Here is a 17,055-nt window from a genome sequence, read left to right as displayed (position 1 = left end):
AGACTCATCCCCCTAACCCTATCGAGAATGTCGAGCCTGTCACCGTAACCAGGTAGACATTCTCATCTATTTTCTGAACCGTGCAGTTCTCTTGTACAGCAATTTTCCGTTCTGTCCTCAACACATAGTAGAGCGGTTGCTTGTATTGATCCACTACTCCCTTGATGCGCTGGGGCTCTTTCGTCACGCTTACTTTTGTCTGAAGGACGTTGACCATATCAAATCCTGCTTCTGTAGAAGTGATGTCCCGCATCCATGGGTAAGTGCGGTGCAAACGTTCCAGATAATCTGAAAAATCCTGGTACAGCTTTTCCCACGTCTGGTCCCGGCCTCTGGCATGATCGAGCAAATCGTCCGGATGCAGGAAGTGGGAGAATACGCCGACAGAAGTAATCGTATTGGCTTCCAGCCATCTGGTATATGGCGTTTCAAAATATCCCGAAGTCACCCGCGGCATTTCGATAATCCCATCCTTGGACAGCTCGAATTCCTGTACGTACGCCCGCCCCTCGTAGTCCGTATCGTACAAGGAGGCAATGACAGACATCTCCGGCCAGGCCTTTTTCAGGGCTTCCCGTCCGTCCTCTCTGCCCAGTACATTGGAGGGAGGCACATAGGACATCGGAGTAAAATTCGGGAATGCCGTTTTGATATACCGATTCACTTCCTTGATCGATTCCTCCATATCTTCCTGACTGTTCCAGATCTGATAGCCTAGATAATCCGCAATCGCCTTGTTGGTCTGCAGGGATTGATGATTATAGCCGTGTATGGCGATCTCTCCGCCACTCTTGACGACTTCACGCCCATAGGAAACCAGCTGATGCCATTCCTGGTCTACCGGGTCCCGGAACGGAGGATTGACCTCATCGTTATAGGATTGAATGACTGCAGCCGTATATTTGACATTGTATAGGCGAGCTGCCTTCAGCATATCCGGCCACCATATGTCCTGGAAAAAGGTGGGCAGCTCCATCCCATACTGCTGATAGATGGCTGGATGGATGCCTTTGGCGATCGGTGAAGGAAAGTCATCGATGTAAAAGATTTTCGAGTTGAAGATCGGATAGAGAAAGTCGGGCTGCATCATGCTTACTCCTCCGACGACCAAGCCTCTGCTGTTTTTCAAATGCAGCTTGTCCCCGTTGTAGACGATGAAGTTCCCAGCGCCGTATTGGCGTTTCCACATCAGCGGGATCCCATCCTCACTCTCGATCAGTTTCGTGGACTCGGCATCCAGCTCTACGGGATTGGAGACGTTGGAAACGATCTCTTCCCCTACCTCCAGCCCCTTCTCTGCAATGAGTACGTTCGATAGGAGACGAACGCCTTTGGAGAGAACGGGATATTCAAACTCGATAATCCCCAATTTGCGATACATCTGATGAAAGCGATCCCCGATGACTGGCGTGGTCATGAGAAAAGCCGCTCCGCCGTGATGGACGAACTCCTCCAGACCAGCCCCGCTCTCCAACGCGTCAAGCTCGCCAGTGGCAAGCAAAACTGCTGTGCATGCTTTATAGTCAATGACATCCGTATTCAAATCAACTTCTTGGACCTGGCGCTTCAGATAAGACAGGGTGCGCGCTGTATTTTCCTTCAATTCCACACTCGGTGGGTCATCGCCCAAGTAGGCAAGGCAAAACAGCTCGTCCGTCATGACTCCGGCTGCTTGTGAATCCGGGGCAGCAGCACGCGCCATGATGGCTGCGCGTTCCTTCAGATGCTCATCGTTATGCTTGAATTGCAGCACGAGCTGCGACCTGGCGACTTGTATCAAAACAGCAAGGCCCAGAATCGTGAGCATAATCAAATACACATTTCTTCGAAAACCAACTTCCTTTTGCATTTTAAGCTCCCTCCGACCAGAATCGGACGAGTGTCAATGCGTGATTGGACAGTCTCAACGGCGTCTGTTTCAGTCTGTTTAGCGTTTCATAAAGCTTGTCCTCTGATTTCATCGCAAAATATACCTTCATCAAGCACAAATACGCTTCTTCACTCAGCGGGTGCTTCTCAAGATATTGCTTGCCGGTCGCTTCTGCCTCTGCGAACATGCCAAGCACGATCTCCACATCCACTTTCTCCTGATAGGCCCACTCGGAGTCTTCCGTAAGCTCCGTCAGCGTTCCCAAGACTTCCAGGTAGGTGTAGCGATGCTTTAACAAAGTACGCTCGTCCAAAAATCCACTGCTCATAAATCCTTTCAATACCTCCGCATACGTCCGAACCAGGTATTCGTCGTCCTTGTCGTTCTCATACCGCACGGACAAATCCTGCAGAGCAAGCATCATTTTGCGCTTCACTTCCATAATGGCACTTACGGCGTAGTGGGAGGTTTCTGTATCCTCGTTGCTGACCGCGCGTTGCAAAATTTCCAGATACTGATTCGCGTCCTGCTTCAGGACATCGATCATCACTCTTCGACGCGTCCGATGCTCATTGATCAACAGCGCGTCTTCGATGGGAATCACGTTCAGCTCCTTCTGTGCTTCGATCCTTGCATAAATACCAACACGTCTAACTTGGTGCTCCTCCTGTTGACGAGTGACATAATCATGAAATTCCTCGTCGGCCTCTTGTAGAAGGCTTTTCGGCCAAAACAGGGGGAACAGCCAGCCAATGACTGGAAAAGCTGTTACCAGCACAAGGCGCAGGAGAAAGTCCTTCCAAGACTTCCGGTAGCGCATGGCCAGCAACACCGCAGACAGCAGCACGTATACCACAAACAAGATTTCCGCCATGCTATGCTACAGCTCCTCTTCCGCTACCTGGAGAGAAATACCCTTCTGGGCAAACCGGTTGAGCACATGATTCGCATCCTCCAGACTGGTGTTGGACAGCAGGACGACGAGATGATGGTCTTCATCCAGACCGATATAGTCCGTCTCGCGCAGCATGCCATCCAGCCTGTCCGACATCTCTGCGAAATGTTGATCTGTTTGCTTCCCTCTCAGGAGCAGGTATGGGGTTTGATTTTGTTCCTTTGCAAGCTGTTTCGACCGTAAAATGACCTGGAATGCTTCTGGCCGCAAAAGCGACGTTCCTTCCACGTAGCGTTGGTTTTCTGTAGCTTCGATAAAGGCAAACGCCTTGGACAAAGCCGACGAGACCAGATCCGTTGTGACCTTGAACAGGTTTTGGTGATACAAGGAAAATGTTTCGAAGGAGAGTCCGTCGATCGCGACAACAGCCGCAATCTGATCACGGTAGTATATGGGCGCACACATCAAGGGAGCTCCTGCTGACAGCTGTTTGTTTACAAACACCTTGCCATCGGCCAGCATCGCTTGGATGTAGTCGTGATCCCCGACCTTCAATGATTTGGGGGCTTGCAGCTCCTGAGCGCTGGAATGAGCCACCAGGCGAAGATAGGTACCGGTTCGATTGACCGTATAAATCGATACAGTGGGTGCGTTCATAATGGATTTCACGACATTTACTGTTGCGTGAAACACTTGCTCCGGCTCCAGGCTTTCCAGCTCTTTTGTAATGGAATAGATCTTTCCGTAGCTGTCCCCCGATTTGAGGATGCGCATTTGAAGCTCTTCTTTTACTTCGCGAACCTCATTGTACAGGTCATGCAAAAATGCATATTTGCCCTCCATCTCCTCGAGCTTCTGCTCCTGATTTTGAATTTGGGCATTCTTGCGGTCGATCGAATAGCCTACCACCAGGCCAATGAAGAGATAGATCGCGATCTGAAAAAAGAAATCCGTATCGTACAACAAGGAGATAAATTCCCTGCCGTCCATCAGCTTCTGGTACAGGAACAACCCGATGGACAAAACGACCGCCAGAATCGATTGGCGATTGCCGTAAAGATTTCCCATGATCGTGATATAAAACAGCTTCACATCAATGGCGCCGTAAGAGCTGTACTGCTGACTCAGTGTCAGCCATGCCGTCAAGGCAAATGCCAGCAGATTCTCGGCGTATGGGATCAGGAACTTGTACGCGTGGCGAGACACGGCCCTCAAAGCTGTAGGCTCGACCGCCGCCGTGGCCGCTGCTTCTGCCTTCGCCCACTCCTGTTCAAAATACCGGTATGTACGCTCGAGGCCCTCCTGAATGGAATACATCGGCGTCCAGTCCAGATCGCGCTTGATCAACGAATTGTCAAGAACGGATCGTTCGATGTCGCCAGGCCTTTTCTCTACATGCTCGACTTGTGGCGCCTTCAATGCCTCTACGATCTCATTGACACGAAGCTCCGTGCCTGTCGAGAGATTGTAGATGCCTGTAAGCGGGGAATAGGATGCTCGGAAAATAGCGTCCGCCACGTCCTCTACATAGATATAGTCCCGTGTCTGGTTGCCCTCCCCGTGAACGTGCAGAGGTTGTCCAGCGATCATGCGGCTGATAAACGTCGCGATAACTCCGCCTTCCCCCCTCGCATCCTGCCTGGGACCATATACATTGGAGAAACGAAACCCGAGTGTCTGTAATCCATACATCTCCTGCCACTTTTTACAGTACGACTCCCCAACCCATTTGCTGATGCCATACGGAGAAATCGGGACGCAAGCATCCGTCTCTTTGATCGGAAGCTCCGTTTTTTCTCCATAGACAGCCGCAGAGGAAGCGTAGATGAATTTGGAGACATGATACTTTTTGGACAAATTGAGCATATTGACGAGGCCCAGCACATTTGATTCCGTGTCATGTATGGGGTTCGTAATCGATGAGGGAACACTGACCTGAGCAGCCATGTGAACGACGGCATCAAATTTATTCGATCTGAATATCTCCTCGCACTTCTCATCCTCTACCGACAACACATACCCTTTATGCTTAAAGTCTATGTTCTTCTTTTGTCCCGTGATGAGATTGTCGATGATGTACACCTCGTGCCCTTCCTTGTGAAACCTGTCAGCTACGTGAGAGCCGATAAAACCGTACCCGCCCGTTACTAGTACTTTCAAACAAAATCACCGCCCGCTTGTCATTTTCACGAAAAAAAATAGATCCTGTCATTTCTCAGCCGCAAACTGCGCGTCATTCGTGCCTGACAGGATGGGATTCTTTTGCTTACATCAGCTAGTGCTTCAGTTACTGCTTAACGTGTACCCTTGCATATCTCCGCTTACCGGCAACTGTGTCGCGCTGTTGTCATCCTTCAGCACGCCAAGAGTAATGCTGTCACCTCGTTGCAGGCCCAGTTCTTTCAATGGAATGGTAATTTCGATGCGTTCGTCTTGTTCATCCCAATAATCGCTGTGAGTCAGTTCTGTTTGCTCATCCCAGGACCAGCTTGATCCCGTCCCGGAATAGCGATAAAGAATGCCGTACTCCAACAAATATTCCGCGCCTCCAGCCGTCCAGTTCGAGGCTTTATAGCCGCTGTCGCTTTGGTTGTCCGTATTGAGATAAATTTGCGTCTTTGTCAGCAGCTCGCTGCCCTCTACCAGAATGTAGAGGAATTTTCGATCATGGGTAACCTTCAAGACCCGTGGAGTAGAATCACTCGTACTCAACGCCTCCACGTTGTCCCAATTCTTCCCGGGCTCCACTGTTGCAGCGGTCTCCTCTTTGATCGAATCGCTCGGCTGAGATGGCACAATGCCATCGTTTACCTCGATCATGCTGCTTTCCTGAGGAAGCTTGTCCGCATGAGAATCCTTCCATACATAACCGATATAGACCGGATCTCCTGACTTGATGCCGAGATCCTCCAGCGGCAAAGAGACCTCTACGACGGTCGATGTCGCGACGAACTTTCCATCCCTTTTATAAGAGCGAACCTTGGTCCAGCTCCAGTCGGTATCCCCTTCTCCGCTATATTGGTACAGGGTTCCATTCTCCAAAAGATAATCGGCTCCGCTGCCATTCCAAAAAGGAGCTTGAAAACCCGTATCCGCATCCTGGTCGGTGTTCAGATAAAGCTGCCCTTTGTCGCCAAGCAGACTCCCGGTTACCAGCACATGCAGCTCGTCGTCGGCGATCACGGACTTGATTTGGCGCACGCGAGATTTGCCCTCGCTCAACACAGGCAGTCTTGTCCAGTCGGAAAAATCCCCGTCTACGAGTATTCCGCCCTCGGAGGGCTCCACGCTTGGCTCTGGCTCGGAAGGCAGCTCGATCAGAGCAGGTTCGTCTTCCACCGGCTGCACCTCGGCATCTGCGAGCAATGCTCCGCTGAATTGCGTCGCGCCGATGTCGACGGCAGTGCCTCTGCTTCTGGCAGTACCGTAAAAATCGAGTACCGCTTCTTTCATATACGCCTCTGTCCCCCGATTTATTGCTGGCGAGCTGCTTGACAGCAATATATCCCGACTGAGATCGGCAAATTGCGGGTCTGCAAATATCGAGTGGCCATCCAAACCCGTCATCTCCTTGTAGGAATCCCAGGTTTTATAAGAGTGGCCATCCCACTTCCATGACCTTCCGTCCTCGCCGTCTGGGCGATAATAGAGGTTGAAATCAATCTCATTGCCTGAGCCGGTTGAGCTGGACTTGTGAATCAGTGCCCGGCCGGGGAGAGCGTATATCAGATTGTTCGCCACGACATTATTGCTGGTGTTCTCCTGAAAGGTGATCTCTCCGTAGCCTTGCTTCAATTGGTCATTTTCGACCAGCGTATTATTGAGGATCAGATTATCTTCAGCGCCGCCATTGCTCTTTTGCGAGCCGCCCATGATAATTCCCGCACCGTCATTATGATGTATATAATTATTCCTCACGACAATATTGCTGGTAGACTTTCTCTTGTTTTCACTTGCCAGCTCGATCCCGAAATCGCTTCGATAAATATGATTGCGCTCAATGATCACATTGGTCGCCCCATCGGCATAGATACCGCCAGCGCTGTTGGAATTGCTGCCATAAGCCGGATTGATGGAAGAATCAATGTGATAGACGGTATTGCCCGAAACGATGCCATTCCTGGCCTGATCCCTGCACGGACTTGAACAGGCGCCATAAAATCCGGCGATATCAATGCCGATGTTATTGTTGTCATGGATCACATTCCCGTCGACTATGAAGCCGTCGATGTTGCCGCTTAACGTCAGCGATTCGCTTGAACCCAGTGTCAGATGATGCACACGATTGCCGCTTATACGGATATTCTTGAGGGGTATGAATGAATTTCCGTAGATATGAATGCCGTGGGCATTTCCACTGCGGGAGCGATTTTCGATGTGGTGCACATCGTTGTTCAGAAGGTGGATATTTGACCCGCCATTTTGAACCCGAATGCCCCCGGGATACTCGGATTCGCTTGAAGAAAAGAGATTGCGTACCTCGAATCCGTCAAACACGATATAATTCGCACTATTGATCTGTACAAGAGCGCTTTGACCACTGCCAATATTCAGTCTGGAGCCGTCTATGACTGGACGTTCCCCCGGATAGGCCTGGAATATTAAGTAACCCTCGGATTCCGATCCAGAGGATGTAATGGTTACGAATTCCTCGTAGATGCCTTCCCTTACCAACACTGTTTCGCCAGCGGTGATCGTGTCCGCCGCCTTTTGGATCGTCCGCCACGGTGCTTCCAGGGTACCGGGATTGCTGTCTTCCCCGTCCAGCGCGACATAGTACACGTTTCCCGGAGCATGAAAGCGCGCAGAAGCGTGTATTTCCGAATACGTCGTCACGATCATAAGAGCCATCAAGAGAAGAAAACCCATTTTTACAGTGGGGACGATGAATTGATGCCTATGTTTACCTTGCCACTTCTCCATACCGATGCCTCCCTGACAGCCCCCGACTTTCTACCATATATTGTATTGTAAACTCCGCTGAAACCATAGGCGAAATTTTTCAAGGAACAAAGAGGGTAAAGCTGTGGGATTTCACCCAACAGCACCTGATTCTACTGTCCGGTTCTGAATAAAATCTGAAAGGCAGCGCGCTGGATATGCCTTTGCTTTTGACTTTTTGGAAAAATACACTACTCCGTCACATAGCCTAATGTAAAAATCTTCCCTGGGATGTGTGATCATGTCGAAACCTGATGTGCAGCCTAATTTTCTCGTGATTCTCGTAGACGAGGAACGGTACCCTCCTGTCTATGAAAGCTTGGAAGTACGCGAGTGGAACAAAAAAAATCGTAAGGCCCTGCAGCTTTTGCGCTCTCACGGGTTGGAATTCCATCGGCACTATATCGGGAGCGCAGCCTGCTGCCCAAGTCGCGCCACCCTTTTCACAGGACAATATCCTTCCTTGCACGGTGTTACTCAGACGACTGGAGTTGCAAAAGGTCCGTTCGACTCCGATATGTTTTGGCTGGATCGGAACACCGTTCCTACGATGGGCGACTATTTTCGAGCTGCCGGATACCAGACCTACTATAAAGGCAAATGGCATTTCTCCTATGAAGATGTGATCGTACCCGGTACACATGCCAGCGTACCGAGCTACGATCCTGTCACCGGCGTACCGGACAGAGAAAAGGTGGAGTTGTATCTGCGAGCGAATCGATTGGAGGGCTACGGATTTTCCGGATGGGTCGGCCCGGAACCGCATGGAAAAAACCCGCGCAATTCCGGTTCCTCCGCAGCCATTGGCCTAAGCGGGCGGGATGTCGTCTTCGCTGCTGAAGTCGTGGAGCTGATCGAAGCGCTCGATAGGCAGAAATACCAGGACCCCGATGCATTGCCCTGGCTTGTCGTTGCATCTTTTGTAAATCCTCATGATATCGTTCTGTATGGCGCGATTACGGCACATCTCCCTGTATTTCGCTTCGAGGTGGAGCCGATGCCCGATGTCCCTCCTCCGCCAACTTTTGACGAATCCTTGCATATCAAACCTCGCTGCCAAGCCAGCTATCGCGATATTTATCCGCGGGCCCTGCAGCCGATTTTCGATCAGGCGTTTTATCGCAAGCTTTACTATCAATTGCAAAAAAACGCCGATCAGGAAATATGGAAGGTGCTGCAAGCCCTGATTCGCTCTTCCTTTTATGAAAATACAATCGTCTTGTTTACCTCTGACCACGGCGATCTGCTCGGGGCACATGGAGGCCTCCACCAAAAATGGTACTGTGCCTACGAAGAAATGCTCCATGTGCCATTGATCATCCATAACCCTCGACTCTTTTCCCGGCATCATGACGTCCTCACCCTGACCAGCCATGTGGACCTGTTGCCCACCATGCTCGGACTTGCCCAAGCAGATATCCCCTCGCTCCAGAATCAATTACAGAGCACCTTTACCGAGGTCCATCCTTTCGTGGGGCGTGATCTGGCGCCTGTCATTCTGGGCAACGACGCGGCGGACATAGCCGAAGAACCCATTTATTTTATGAGCGATGACGATGTGACTCGCGGCCAGCATCAAATCAACCCTCTGGGACAGCCGTATCCCGCAGTCATCCAGCCCAACCATGTCGAAACCGTCATCGCAGCCCTGCACCGAGAGGGCAGACAGGAACTGTGGAAGTTCTCCCGCTACTTTGACAACCCCCAATTCTGGAGCCAGCCAGGTGTGCAGGATGAAGCATTCGTCCCGATGAAAGGTGGCCGGAGCGAGGAGGAGATCTGTTGGGTGGCGCAGGATCGAACACAGCCCGTACCAGACGAATTCGAGCTGTACAATATCACCGATGATCCACTGGAAACCCGCAACCTCGCCCATCCCGCTTACGCTACAACCGATACTTTTGAAGTTCTGGACTGGATGATGCATCTGCTGGAGGAACAGCGGAAGCTAAAGCGACTGTATCCGGTGCAAGCAGGTCTGGAGGAATGACTTTTACTTTGTGCCAACAAAAAACCACTCCTTTTCTGGGAGTGGTTTTCTTAGCGTATGCTGTGTCTTTACCTTTTCGCTCTTTTATACAGCTCGATCGTTTTATAGCCTTCCGCCAAGACTGTCTCCATCTCTGCCAAACGTTTTTCCTGGGTCTCTGCTTTTTTCGCACTGTAGACATAACGCGCCCAGTCTTTTTGATAGCCAAAGGTCAGTTCGTTGTAGATCCTCAACAATTCTTTTTTATCGCTCAAATATTTCTTGATGTCCTCGACATGCTCAATGTAATCATTCACAGACTGGCTTTTTGGCGGGTTTGCCGCTTTTTTGGCTTTGGCTGGCTCTGCCTTTAATCCGATCACGGTAAACACTTCATTAAAACTCACCATTCTGGCAAACTTGATGCGGCTTCCTTCCACGAACCCCTCGTCATCCACTGACATGGCCGGAAAGATGCTGTCCCGGTCGATGTACTCCGTATACTGAGGATTGTTCTTTTTCGGGTAAGCGAAGTAGAGGTACCCTTTATCGGCCAGGTATTGCTTCTCAATCACTTCCTGCACATGCTTCTTGAGGTCCTCCAAATGAAAGACAAAGATGAAAATCAAATCGTATTGCTCTTTTTGCAAGGTTGTATCAAAGTCCATTCCCGCAAATTCATGGATATCTTCCGGGATATGAAGGATGGCTTTGGTTGGGTACTTGGCAAGGCTTAATTTCTCAATGATGCCTTTCGAAGAGTTCACTGGGCTTGCTCCTTTCACCCCAAGTATTGGGAATTGGAAAAAGAGGAATAGTAACGTTACTATTTTACCTCGAACTCGACGAGCTAGAAAGGCGACCAGGAAATGCAAAAAAAGAACGGAATGTTCAGCACGACAGTCATGCAGGCGTTTGCCATCAAGAAAAGCCCTCTCCCTTGGGAAAAAGCCATCAGTGCGGGAGTATGCGCTGGATTGCCAGTCCTGGTGGGATTGCTGCTCGGAAATTTGCCGTATGGATTGATTGCGGGAATCGGAAGCTTCACCTACCTCTACACGTTCAATGTGCCGTATGCCCATAGAGCCAAAAAGCTTTTCTTTTGCCTTCTGGGAATGTCCTTCTCCGTTGGCTTGGGGACTTTGCTTGCTCCCCTCCCGTTTGCGGCAGCAATTGCTGTTGGTTTGATTGGAATGATTGCGGTATTCATCTTCGGCGCTTTCAAAATCCCGGGACCCTCTGCGATATTTTTTGTTTTGGGATTTTTGATGTCTACTGGAATGCCAATCGACCCGTCGCTCGCTCCCTTGCGTGCAGGGCTTGTTTTTTTAGGAGGCGCGTTAGCCTGGCTTCTAGGCATGATGGGTTGGTTTTTCAATCCCCATGGTCCTGAAACCATCGCTGTACAGAAAGCCTACACCTTGCTTGCCGGTTTTTTGGATGCAGTTGGGACAAAACAATTTCACGAAGCGAGGCAAAAACTGATGTCCGCGCTGAAAACAGCCGATGATGCGCTTCTCGCCGGGCATCTATCCTGGCGCAGCTCCGATCATTATAAAAGGCTGCTGCTTTTACATGAGCAGGCCAATACGATATTCTTGGAAGTTCTTGAGCATGGGGAGGAGAGCAGCGATCGGCTTCCGCCGGAAATCGGGGCTGCGGTCCGACTGATCGCCACTTCGATTGATCCGAAAAAATGCCGCCACGCGAGCAAAGCCCGCTGGCCCAAACCGGCGGACAAAGGCATCGAGCGGTTGATTTCCTTGGTCGATCATGCTCATGACTTGGTAAAGGAGCCTATTTCCCGGATCGATCGTGCAATCCCCCTTTCCAAGCCATCTCCCTGGACGACTGTAATGGGAGCCTTTGATAAAAACTCCATTGTATTCTTTACCGCTGTCAAATATGGGGTAGTCCTCTCCGTAGCTGCTTTCATAGCCAATTCCTTTCATTTTCATCACTCTTATTGGGTTCCTTTATCCTGTGCGGCTGTGATGTCAGGTTCTACGATCGTGGCTACCTTTCACCGTGCGATTCAGCGTTCAATCGGTACGATCATAGGGGTCATCATTGCTACCCTGATCCTTTGGGTGAAGCCTGAGGGGATCGTGATCGTCATCGCTATCCTCCTGTTTACCGCACTTACAGAGCTTGCGATTGTCTTTAACTACGGGATCGCGGCGCTATTTATCACATCCAATTCCCTGCTGATGGCAGAAAGCACCTCTCCTCTGCACAGCTTTGGCTATTTTGCCACAGCGAGGATCATCGACGTCGTGACAGGCGTCACGATCGGCCTGATCGGAACCTTGCTGGTAGGCTCGCGACAAGCTTCCAACTGGCTTCCCCATTTCATGGCAAAAACAATTCGAAGTGAACAACACCTGCTGTTCGCCCTGTTTTCCGAGCGAGAGGCAGGACATCATGGATCGATGGAGCGAAGCAAGCTGCAAACCAATGTAACCAATTTAAAAATCGTCTACACCACAGCTTTGGGGGAGATCCCCAGCAACAAACATGCACTGGAACGTCTGTGGCCAGCCATGTTCTCCATTGAACAGCTGGCGTATCTGCTTGAATCCAGCATGAAATACCCGAACCGGCCGATGCTTTCGGATGAAATCATGTCCCAATTCCTGCTTGTGTTTGAAACAATGGCAAAAGCCGCCGAACAAGAGCGAGCCCCAGCCAAAAAGCACATCCCCGAGATCGCAGGATTTTCAAAAATCACCAAAGAGCTTGAGGATCTGCAGGAAGCTCTTCAGGCTATCGGCAAGGTTCGCATCTCCTAATCGGCAAGCAAAAAGCCACTCCGCATGTTGGAGTGGCTGCTCAATTGAATCTTGCCCATTCTATTCATCAAATTTTAACTTCGACAACGCATCCTTCAACGCCGTGTTGATCCCTTCGTCCACATCCTTCTCCTGGGACTTCAGGAATTTTGCAACCTCTTTTTTGGATATTTTGCTCCCTTTTTCCTTCTCTCTTCGCTCCTGGAAGGTGGTCAGCTTCTCTCTATGTCCACAAACGCAAACGAAGGTTTGGCCCTCACCCTGACCTTGCAGCTCCAGCCTTTTGTGGCATTTTGGACATCTGGCATTCGTCTGCTTGGCAATGTTTTTGCGGTAGCCACACTCCCGGTCCTGGCATACCAGCATTTTGCCCCGCTTTCCGTTTACCTCCAGCAAATGCTTGCCGCATTCCGGGCACTTGCTTCTGGTCAGATTGTCATGGCGAAAGGTCTTTTCACTGTTTTTGATCTGCTGCACGACCGTTTTCGCGTAGGTTTTGATGTCGCTGATAAACGCTTGCTTGTTCAGGCTCCCTTTGGCGATGGCGCCGAGCTTCTGCTCCCACTGGGCGGTCAGCGTTGGCGATTGCAAGTCATCGGGGACAAGCTCCAGAAGCTGCTTTCCTTTTGCTGTAACGAAGATGTGCTTTCCGCGCTTTTCAAAGAGGAAGCTGTTAAAAAGCTTCTCGATGACGTCGGCGCGAGTCGCTACAGTACCCAGTCCGCCTGTCTCACCAATCGTTTTGATCAATTCTTTACTCTCGTTCGCCATGTATCTCGCGGGATTTTCCATCGCGCTCAACAGCGTGGCTTCTGTGAAAGGCTCCGGCGGCTTCGTCTCGCCCTTGGTCTGCGATACAGACTGGAGGCGCAGGCGGTCTCCTTTTTCGATTTTCGGCAAAGTCTGCTCCGATACGCCGCTTTTGCTGTCCTCGTCCTCGACGTCGTAGTCATAGACTTCCCGCCAGCCTTGGGCAAGAACGATTTTCCCCCTGGCGATAAACCGCTCACTGCCTATTTTCGCCTGGATCGTGGTTTGCTCGTATTCGAAGGCAGGGAACAAAACCGCCAAAAAGCGTTTTACCACGAGATCGAAAATTTTGCGCTCCCTATCGCTCAAATCACTGAGCAGAACGGATTGCTCGGTCGGGATGATCGCATGGTGATCCGATACCTTGCTGTCGTCCACGAAGGATTTGTTGGCTTTGATCGGCGCGCGCAGCACCTTGGCGGCGAGCGGCGCATATGGCTTCATCTGCACAGCCTTGACCCGATCTGGCAGGGTATCTACGATGTCTGCCGAGAGATACCGCGAGTCCGTCCGCGGGTATGTCACAACCTTGTGATGCTCGTAGAGCCCTTGCATGATCGACAAGGTCTCTTTTGCCGAAAAGCCGAAGATCCGGTTGGCGTCCCGCTGCAGCTCGGTCAGGTCATACAGCTGCGGGGCGAAGGTTTTCTTGTGTGCTTTGGTGACCTCGATCACCTCTGCGCTCTGCTCTTGTTTGAGCGACGCCAGCAGTCGATCCATTTTCTCCTTGGAAAAGGATTTGACGTCCTTCGTCTCCGGGTCCTGCCATTGAAGCTGAATCGGTCCCTGTGCCACTGCGGTCAATCCGTAATACGGCTTCGGGGTAAATTGACGGATCTCTTCCTCTCTTTTGGCGACAATCGCCAGTGTCGGAGTCTGGACACGGCCGCAGGAAAGCTGCGCGTTATGCTTGCAGGTCAAAGCCCGTGTAGCATTAATTCCGACCAGCCAGTCTGCCTCTGCACGAGCTGCGGCGGAAGCATACAGATTGTCGTACGCCTTGCCGTCCTTCAGATTGCGAAACCCGTCGCGGATCGCTTTATCGGTCACGGAAGAAATCCACAGACGCTTGATCGGCTTGTTCACGTGCGCCATCTCGATGATCCAGCGAGCGACAAGCTCTCCCTCGCGGCCTGCATCGGTCGCAATGACGATCTCTTTTACGTCGTTTCGCTTCATTTGTTGTTTCACTGCATGAAACTGCTTATTGCTTTCCTTGATGATCACCAGCCGCAACGGGGACGGCATGATCGGCAAATCCTCGATTCTCCATGAACTGTACTGCTGTCCGTATACTTCCGGATCAGCCAATGTGACGAGATGTCCCAAAGCCCATGTGACGATATATTGGTTTCCCTCAAAATAACCGTTTCCTTTTTTGGAACACTGCAAGACCCTGGCGATGTCCCGACCAACGGAGGGCTTCTCAGCCAGTACTAGTGTTTTGCTCATCTATGACACCCTTTCCAACCAACTCGCTTATCATCCTTCCATTCTAACCAAAAAACAATCCGAGGGGGGCTGTTAATTGTTCGAAAACAAAAGACCCCCTTTTACCCAGGGGATCAGTCAACAATCGATATGGTTCCTTCCTATATCTTCTTCACAAATTCAGATTTTAGCTGCATCGCGCCAAAGCCATCAATTTTGCAATCGATATTATGGTCGCCATCCACGAGACGAATATTTTTCACTCTCGTTCCGATCTTCAGGACGGAGGAGCTGCCCTTCACTTTCAGATCCTTGATAACCGTTACACTATCTCCGTCTTGCAGGATGTTGCCGTGCGCATCCTTTACAACCCTCTCATCTTCGCTGCTCGCCATTTCGGAGCCTGCCATCCATTCATGGGCACATTCAGGGCAGACCAGATGATTGCCGTCTTCATAGGTATAGGCGGAATTGCATTTTGGGCAATTCGGAAAAGTAGTCATGGTATTTTATTCTCCTAAGGTTATTTGTATTGCTTCAACGATCTTCCATTATACCAAAACATGCCCACTTCTGCCCTCTTCCCTGAAACGCAATCGTAACCATCGGTTAGTTATTCACATCATCCAATAACCCTACACTTTGAATCTACCCACCAGACTTTGCAGTTCTTCCGCCATTTTGGACAAAGAAGCAGTGGAAGAGGTAATCTCCTCTATCGATGCCAACTGTTCTTCGGCAGAAGCAGATGCATTTTCTGATTCGGAGGCAACGGTTTTGGAGCCCTGTGAAATCTCTTCAATCGAATGCACGACTTGCGTGGTACTGGAAGACATCTGTTCCGACGCTGCAGATATTTCCTGTACCTGGTTCGAGACCTTGTCGATGTTTTGTTTGATTTCCTCAAACAATGCTCCTGCTGTGTGGACGACTCGGATACCCTCATCGACTTCCTTGACTCCTACCTCCATTGACTCTACCACGGTACGTGTATGGTTTTTAATGGTTCCGACCAGGTTTGCAATTTGTCCAGTTGACTGAGCAGATTGTTCAGCCAGTTTACGAACTTCATCCGCAACCACAGCAAACCCGCGTCCCTGCTCACCAGCCCTGGCTGCCTCGATCGCTGCATTAAGAGCCAAAAGGTTCGTTTGTGCTGCGATCTCTGAAATCACTTCCACGATATGTCCGATTTCCTGCGAATGACCTTCCATTTCCATGACGGCCTTTGCTAAATGATCCATCGTCTGGTGAAGAGCATCCATTTGCTGCACGGTGGTGATGATCGCCTGATTTCCTTCCAATGCCTTGTGGGACGTTTCCACCGACAATTCAGATGTCACTTGGGCGCTGGAGGCAATTTGCTGGATACCGGACGACATCTCATTGATAGCCGAGACGCTTTCATATACATTTTTGGATTGCATGGTGGCACTCGCGGTAACTTCCTGGATGGTTTGCGTGATCATTTCCGTCGCTTGACTGGATTGCTCCGCACTTGCCATCAATTCTTCAGAGGAAGCCGCTACGTGCTCTGCACTGGCATGGATTTCTACAACCAAGGTGCGCAAATTTTCCTTCATTTGATTAAATGAACTGGCAAGAACGCCGACCTCGTCCCGATTCTTGATCTGAAGATTCTCTGTTGTTAAATCACCCTGCGCAATTCGTTCTGCTGCTGCTGCGATCGCCACGATAGGTTTGGAGATCATTCGCGAGCTGAATATGCCGATCAACACCGACAAAACAACAGCGAAGATGCTGAGAACTGCGACATTCGTTATCGCATTTTGCGTCAACTCGGAATTCTTTTGGCTCTCTTCCGTCATTGATGCAAGCTGTTCATTGGCGAGGCCTTCTGCAATCTCGTCCATCTCGATTCCCAGCGCCAAAACCTCGCTCCTAAAATAGTATCTGATCGCATCAAAAGATTGATTGCTCTGAACCATCCCCAGCACATGCTCATATTTCTCTTTAAATTCCTGGTTCAACCCTTCCAGACGTTGTAATTGCTCGCCAAATCCACCCAATTTCGCTATAGAAATCGTTTCGGTCGTTAATCGGGTCACATTTTCGTTCGAGACCTTTATATCATCTAAAAAATCTCGATCCCGTGTCAGTATATACCCGCTCAGACTGTTGCTTTCCTTAGCCACCTCTGCTTGAATCTTTTGCACATTCGACAATATCAATGCCCGTCTGCCGATCAAATCTGTACCGGAGTGGTTAATTTCCTGCAGATAATAACTCGAGATCAGGCCTGTCAGTACCAACAGCAGGGCAATCCCTAAAAAAGACCCTACCAGCTTTTTGCCAATCGTCAACTTCATGAAATACACCTCTTCAA

10 protein-coding genes are annotated in these 17,055 nt (G+C 50.3%); 2 read left to right on the top strand and 8 right to left on the bottom strand.

Features of this window, described 5'->3' with window-relative positions; all coding sequences use genetic code 11:
* Positions 1 to 4: 4 nt before the first annotated feature.
* From EDM58_RS05730 to EDM58_RS05715, 4 genes are all read right to left on the bottom strand, one after another.
* Entirely contained in the window at positions 5 to 1,849 is a 1,845-nt protein-coding gene (locus EDM58_RS05730; RefSeq protein ID WP_122912504.1) for a DUF2194 domain-containing protein, read from the bottom strand.
* Between the two features lies 1 nt (position 1,850).
* Positions 1,851 to 2,744, bottom strand: a complete 894-nt coding sequence (locus EDM58_RS05725) for a tetratricopeptide repeat protein (protein ID WP_031306231.1) — start codon at positions 2,742 to 2,744, stop codon at positions 1,851 to 1,853.
* A 6-nt stretch (positions 2,745 to 2,750) separates the two neighbouring features.
* Complete coding sequence (locus EDM58_RS05720) at positions 2,751 to 4,925, bottom strand: NAD-dependent epimerase/dehydratase family protein (protein ID WP_122912503.1); 2,175 nt, start codon at positions 4,923 to 4,925, stop codon at positions 2,751 to 2,753.
* A gap of 123 nt (positions 4,926 to 5,048) precedes the next feature.
* Entirely contained in the window at positions 5,049 to 7,688 is a 2,640-nt protein-coding gene (locus EDM58_RS05715) for a right-handed parallel beta-helix repeat-containing protein (RefSeq protein WP_122912502.1), read from the bottom strand.
* 259 nt (positions 7,689 to 7,947) lie between these two features.
* Between EDM58_RS05715 and EDM58_RS05710 the strand changes: the two genes are divergently transcribed.
* A complete protein-coding gene (locus EDM58_RS05710; protein ID WP_122912501.1) occupies positions 7,948 to 9,696 on the top strand; it encodes a sulfatase family protein in 1,749 nt (582 codons plus the stop codon).
* Positions 9,697 to 9,764: 68 nt separating this feature from the next.
* Here the strand turns inward: EDM58_RS05710 and EDM58_RS05705 are convergent, their stop codons facing one another.
* Positions 9,765 to 10,442 carry a YdeI/OmpD-associated family protein gene (locus tag EDM58_RS05705; protein WP_183187431.1) on the bottom strand — a complete coding sequence of 226 codons (678 nt, stop codon included), beginning with the start codon at positions 10,440 to 10,442 and terminating at the stop codon, positions 9,765 to 9,767.
* 102 nt (positions 10,443 to 10,544) lie between these two features.
* Between EDM58_RS05705 and EDM58_RS05700 the strand changes: the two genes are divergently transcribed.
* Entirely contained in the window at positions 10,545 to 12,467 is a 1,923-nt protein-coding gene (locus EDM58_RS05700; RefSeq protein ID WP_122912500.1) for an FUSC family protein, read from the top strand.
* 60 nt (positions 12,468 to 12,527) lie between these two features.
* Here the strand turns inward: EDM58_RS05700 and EDM58_RS05695 are convergent, their stop codons facing one another.
* The 3 genes from EDM58_RS05695 to EDM58_RS05685 form a co-directional block, all read right to left on the bottom strand.
* A complete protein-coding gene (locus EDM58_RS05695) occupies positions 12,528 to 14,729 on the bottom strand; it encodes a DNA topoisomerase III (RefSeq protein WP_122912499.1) in 2,202 nt (733 codons plus the stop codon).
* A gap of 140 nt (positions 14,730 to 14,869) precedes the next feature.
* Positions 14,870 to 15,211: a zinc ribbon domain-containing protein YjdM gene (locus EDM58_RS05690; protein ID WP_122912498.1), complete on the bottom strand. Its 342-nt coding sequence runs from the start codon at positions 15,209 to 15,211 to the stop codon at positions 14,870 to 14,872.
* A 132-nt stretch (positions 15,212 to 15,343) separates the two neighbouring features.
* Positions 15,344 to 17,038, bottom strand: coding sequence for a methyl-accepting chemotaxis protein (locus EDM58_RS05685; protein WP_023559143.1), 1,695 nt, complete (start codon positions 17,036 to 17,038; stop codon positions 15,344 to 15,346).
* Between the last annotated feature and the right edge of the window lie 17 nt (positions 17,039 to 17,055).

The sequence above is a fragment of the Brevibacillus panacihumi genome (assembly GCF_003710985.1).
Lineage (GTDB): Bacteria > Bacillota > Bacilli > Brevibacillales > Brevibacillaceae > Brevibacillus > Brevibacillus panacihumi.
The sequence above is the reverse complement of the archived record's forward strand: the minus strand, read 5'-3'. Positions and strand labels throughout refer to the sequence as shown.

What these genes read in the sequence shown, in the direction of transcription:
- EDM58_RS05730 (WP_122912504.1), bottom strand. Translation starts at nt 1,849, where the DNA reads ATGCAAAAGGAAGTTGGTTTTCGAAGAAATGTGTATTTGATTATGCTC.
- EDM58_RS05725 (WP_031306231.1), bottom strand. Translation starts at nt 2,744, where the DNA reads ATGGCGGAAATCTTGTTTGTGGTATACGTGCTGCTGTCTGCGGTGTTG.
- EDM58_RS05715 (WP_122912502.1), bottom strand. Translation starts at nt 7,688, where the DNA reads ATGGAGAAGTGGCAAGGTAAACATAGGCATCAATTCATCGTCCCCACT.
- EDM58_RS05710 (WP_122912501.1), top strand. Translation starts at nt 7,948, where the DNA reads ATGTCGAAACCTGATGTGCAGCCTAATTTTCTCGTGATTCTCGTAGAC.
- EDM58_RS05700 (WP_122912500.1), top strand. Translation starts at nt 10,545, where the DNA reads ATGCAAAAAAAGAACGGAATGTTCAGCACGACAGTCATGCAGGCGTTT.
- EDM58_RS05695 (WP_122912499.1), bottom strand. Translation starts at nt 14,729, where the DNA reads ATGAGCAAAACACTAGTACTGGCTGAGAAGCCCTCCGTTGGTCGGGAC.
- EDM58_RS05690 (WP_122912498.1), bottom strand. Translation starts at nt 15,211, where the DNA reads ATGACTACTTTTCCGAATTGCCCAAAATGCAATTCCGCCTATACCTAT.
- EDM58_RS05685 (WP_023559143.1), bottom strand. Translation starts at nt 17,038, where the DNA reads ATGAAGTTGACGATTGGCAAAAAGCTGGTAGGGTCTTTTTTAGGGATT.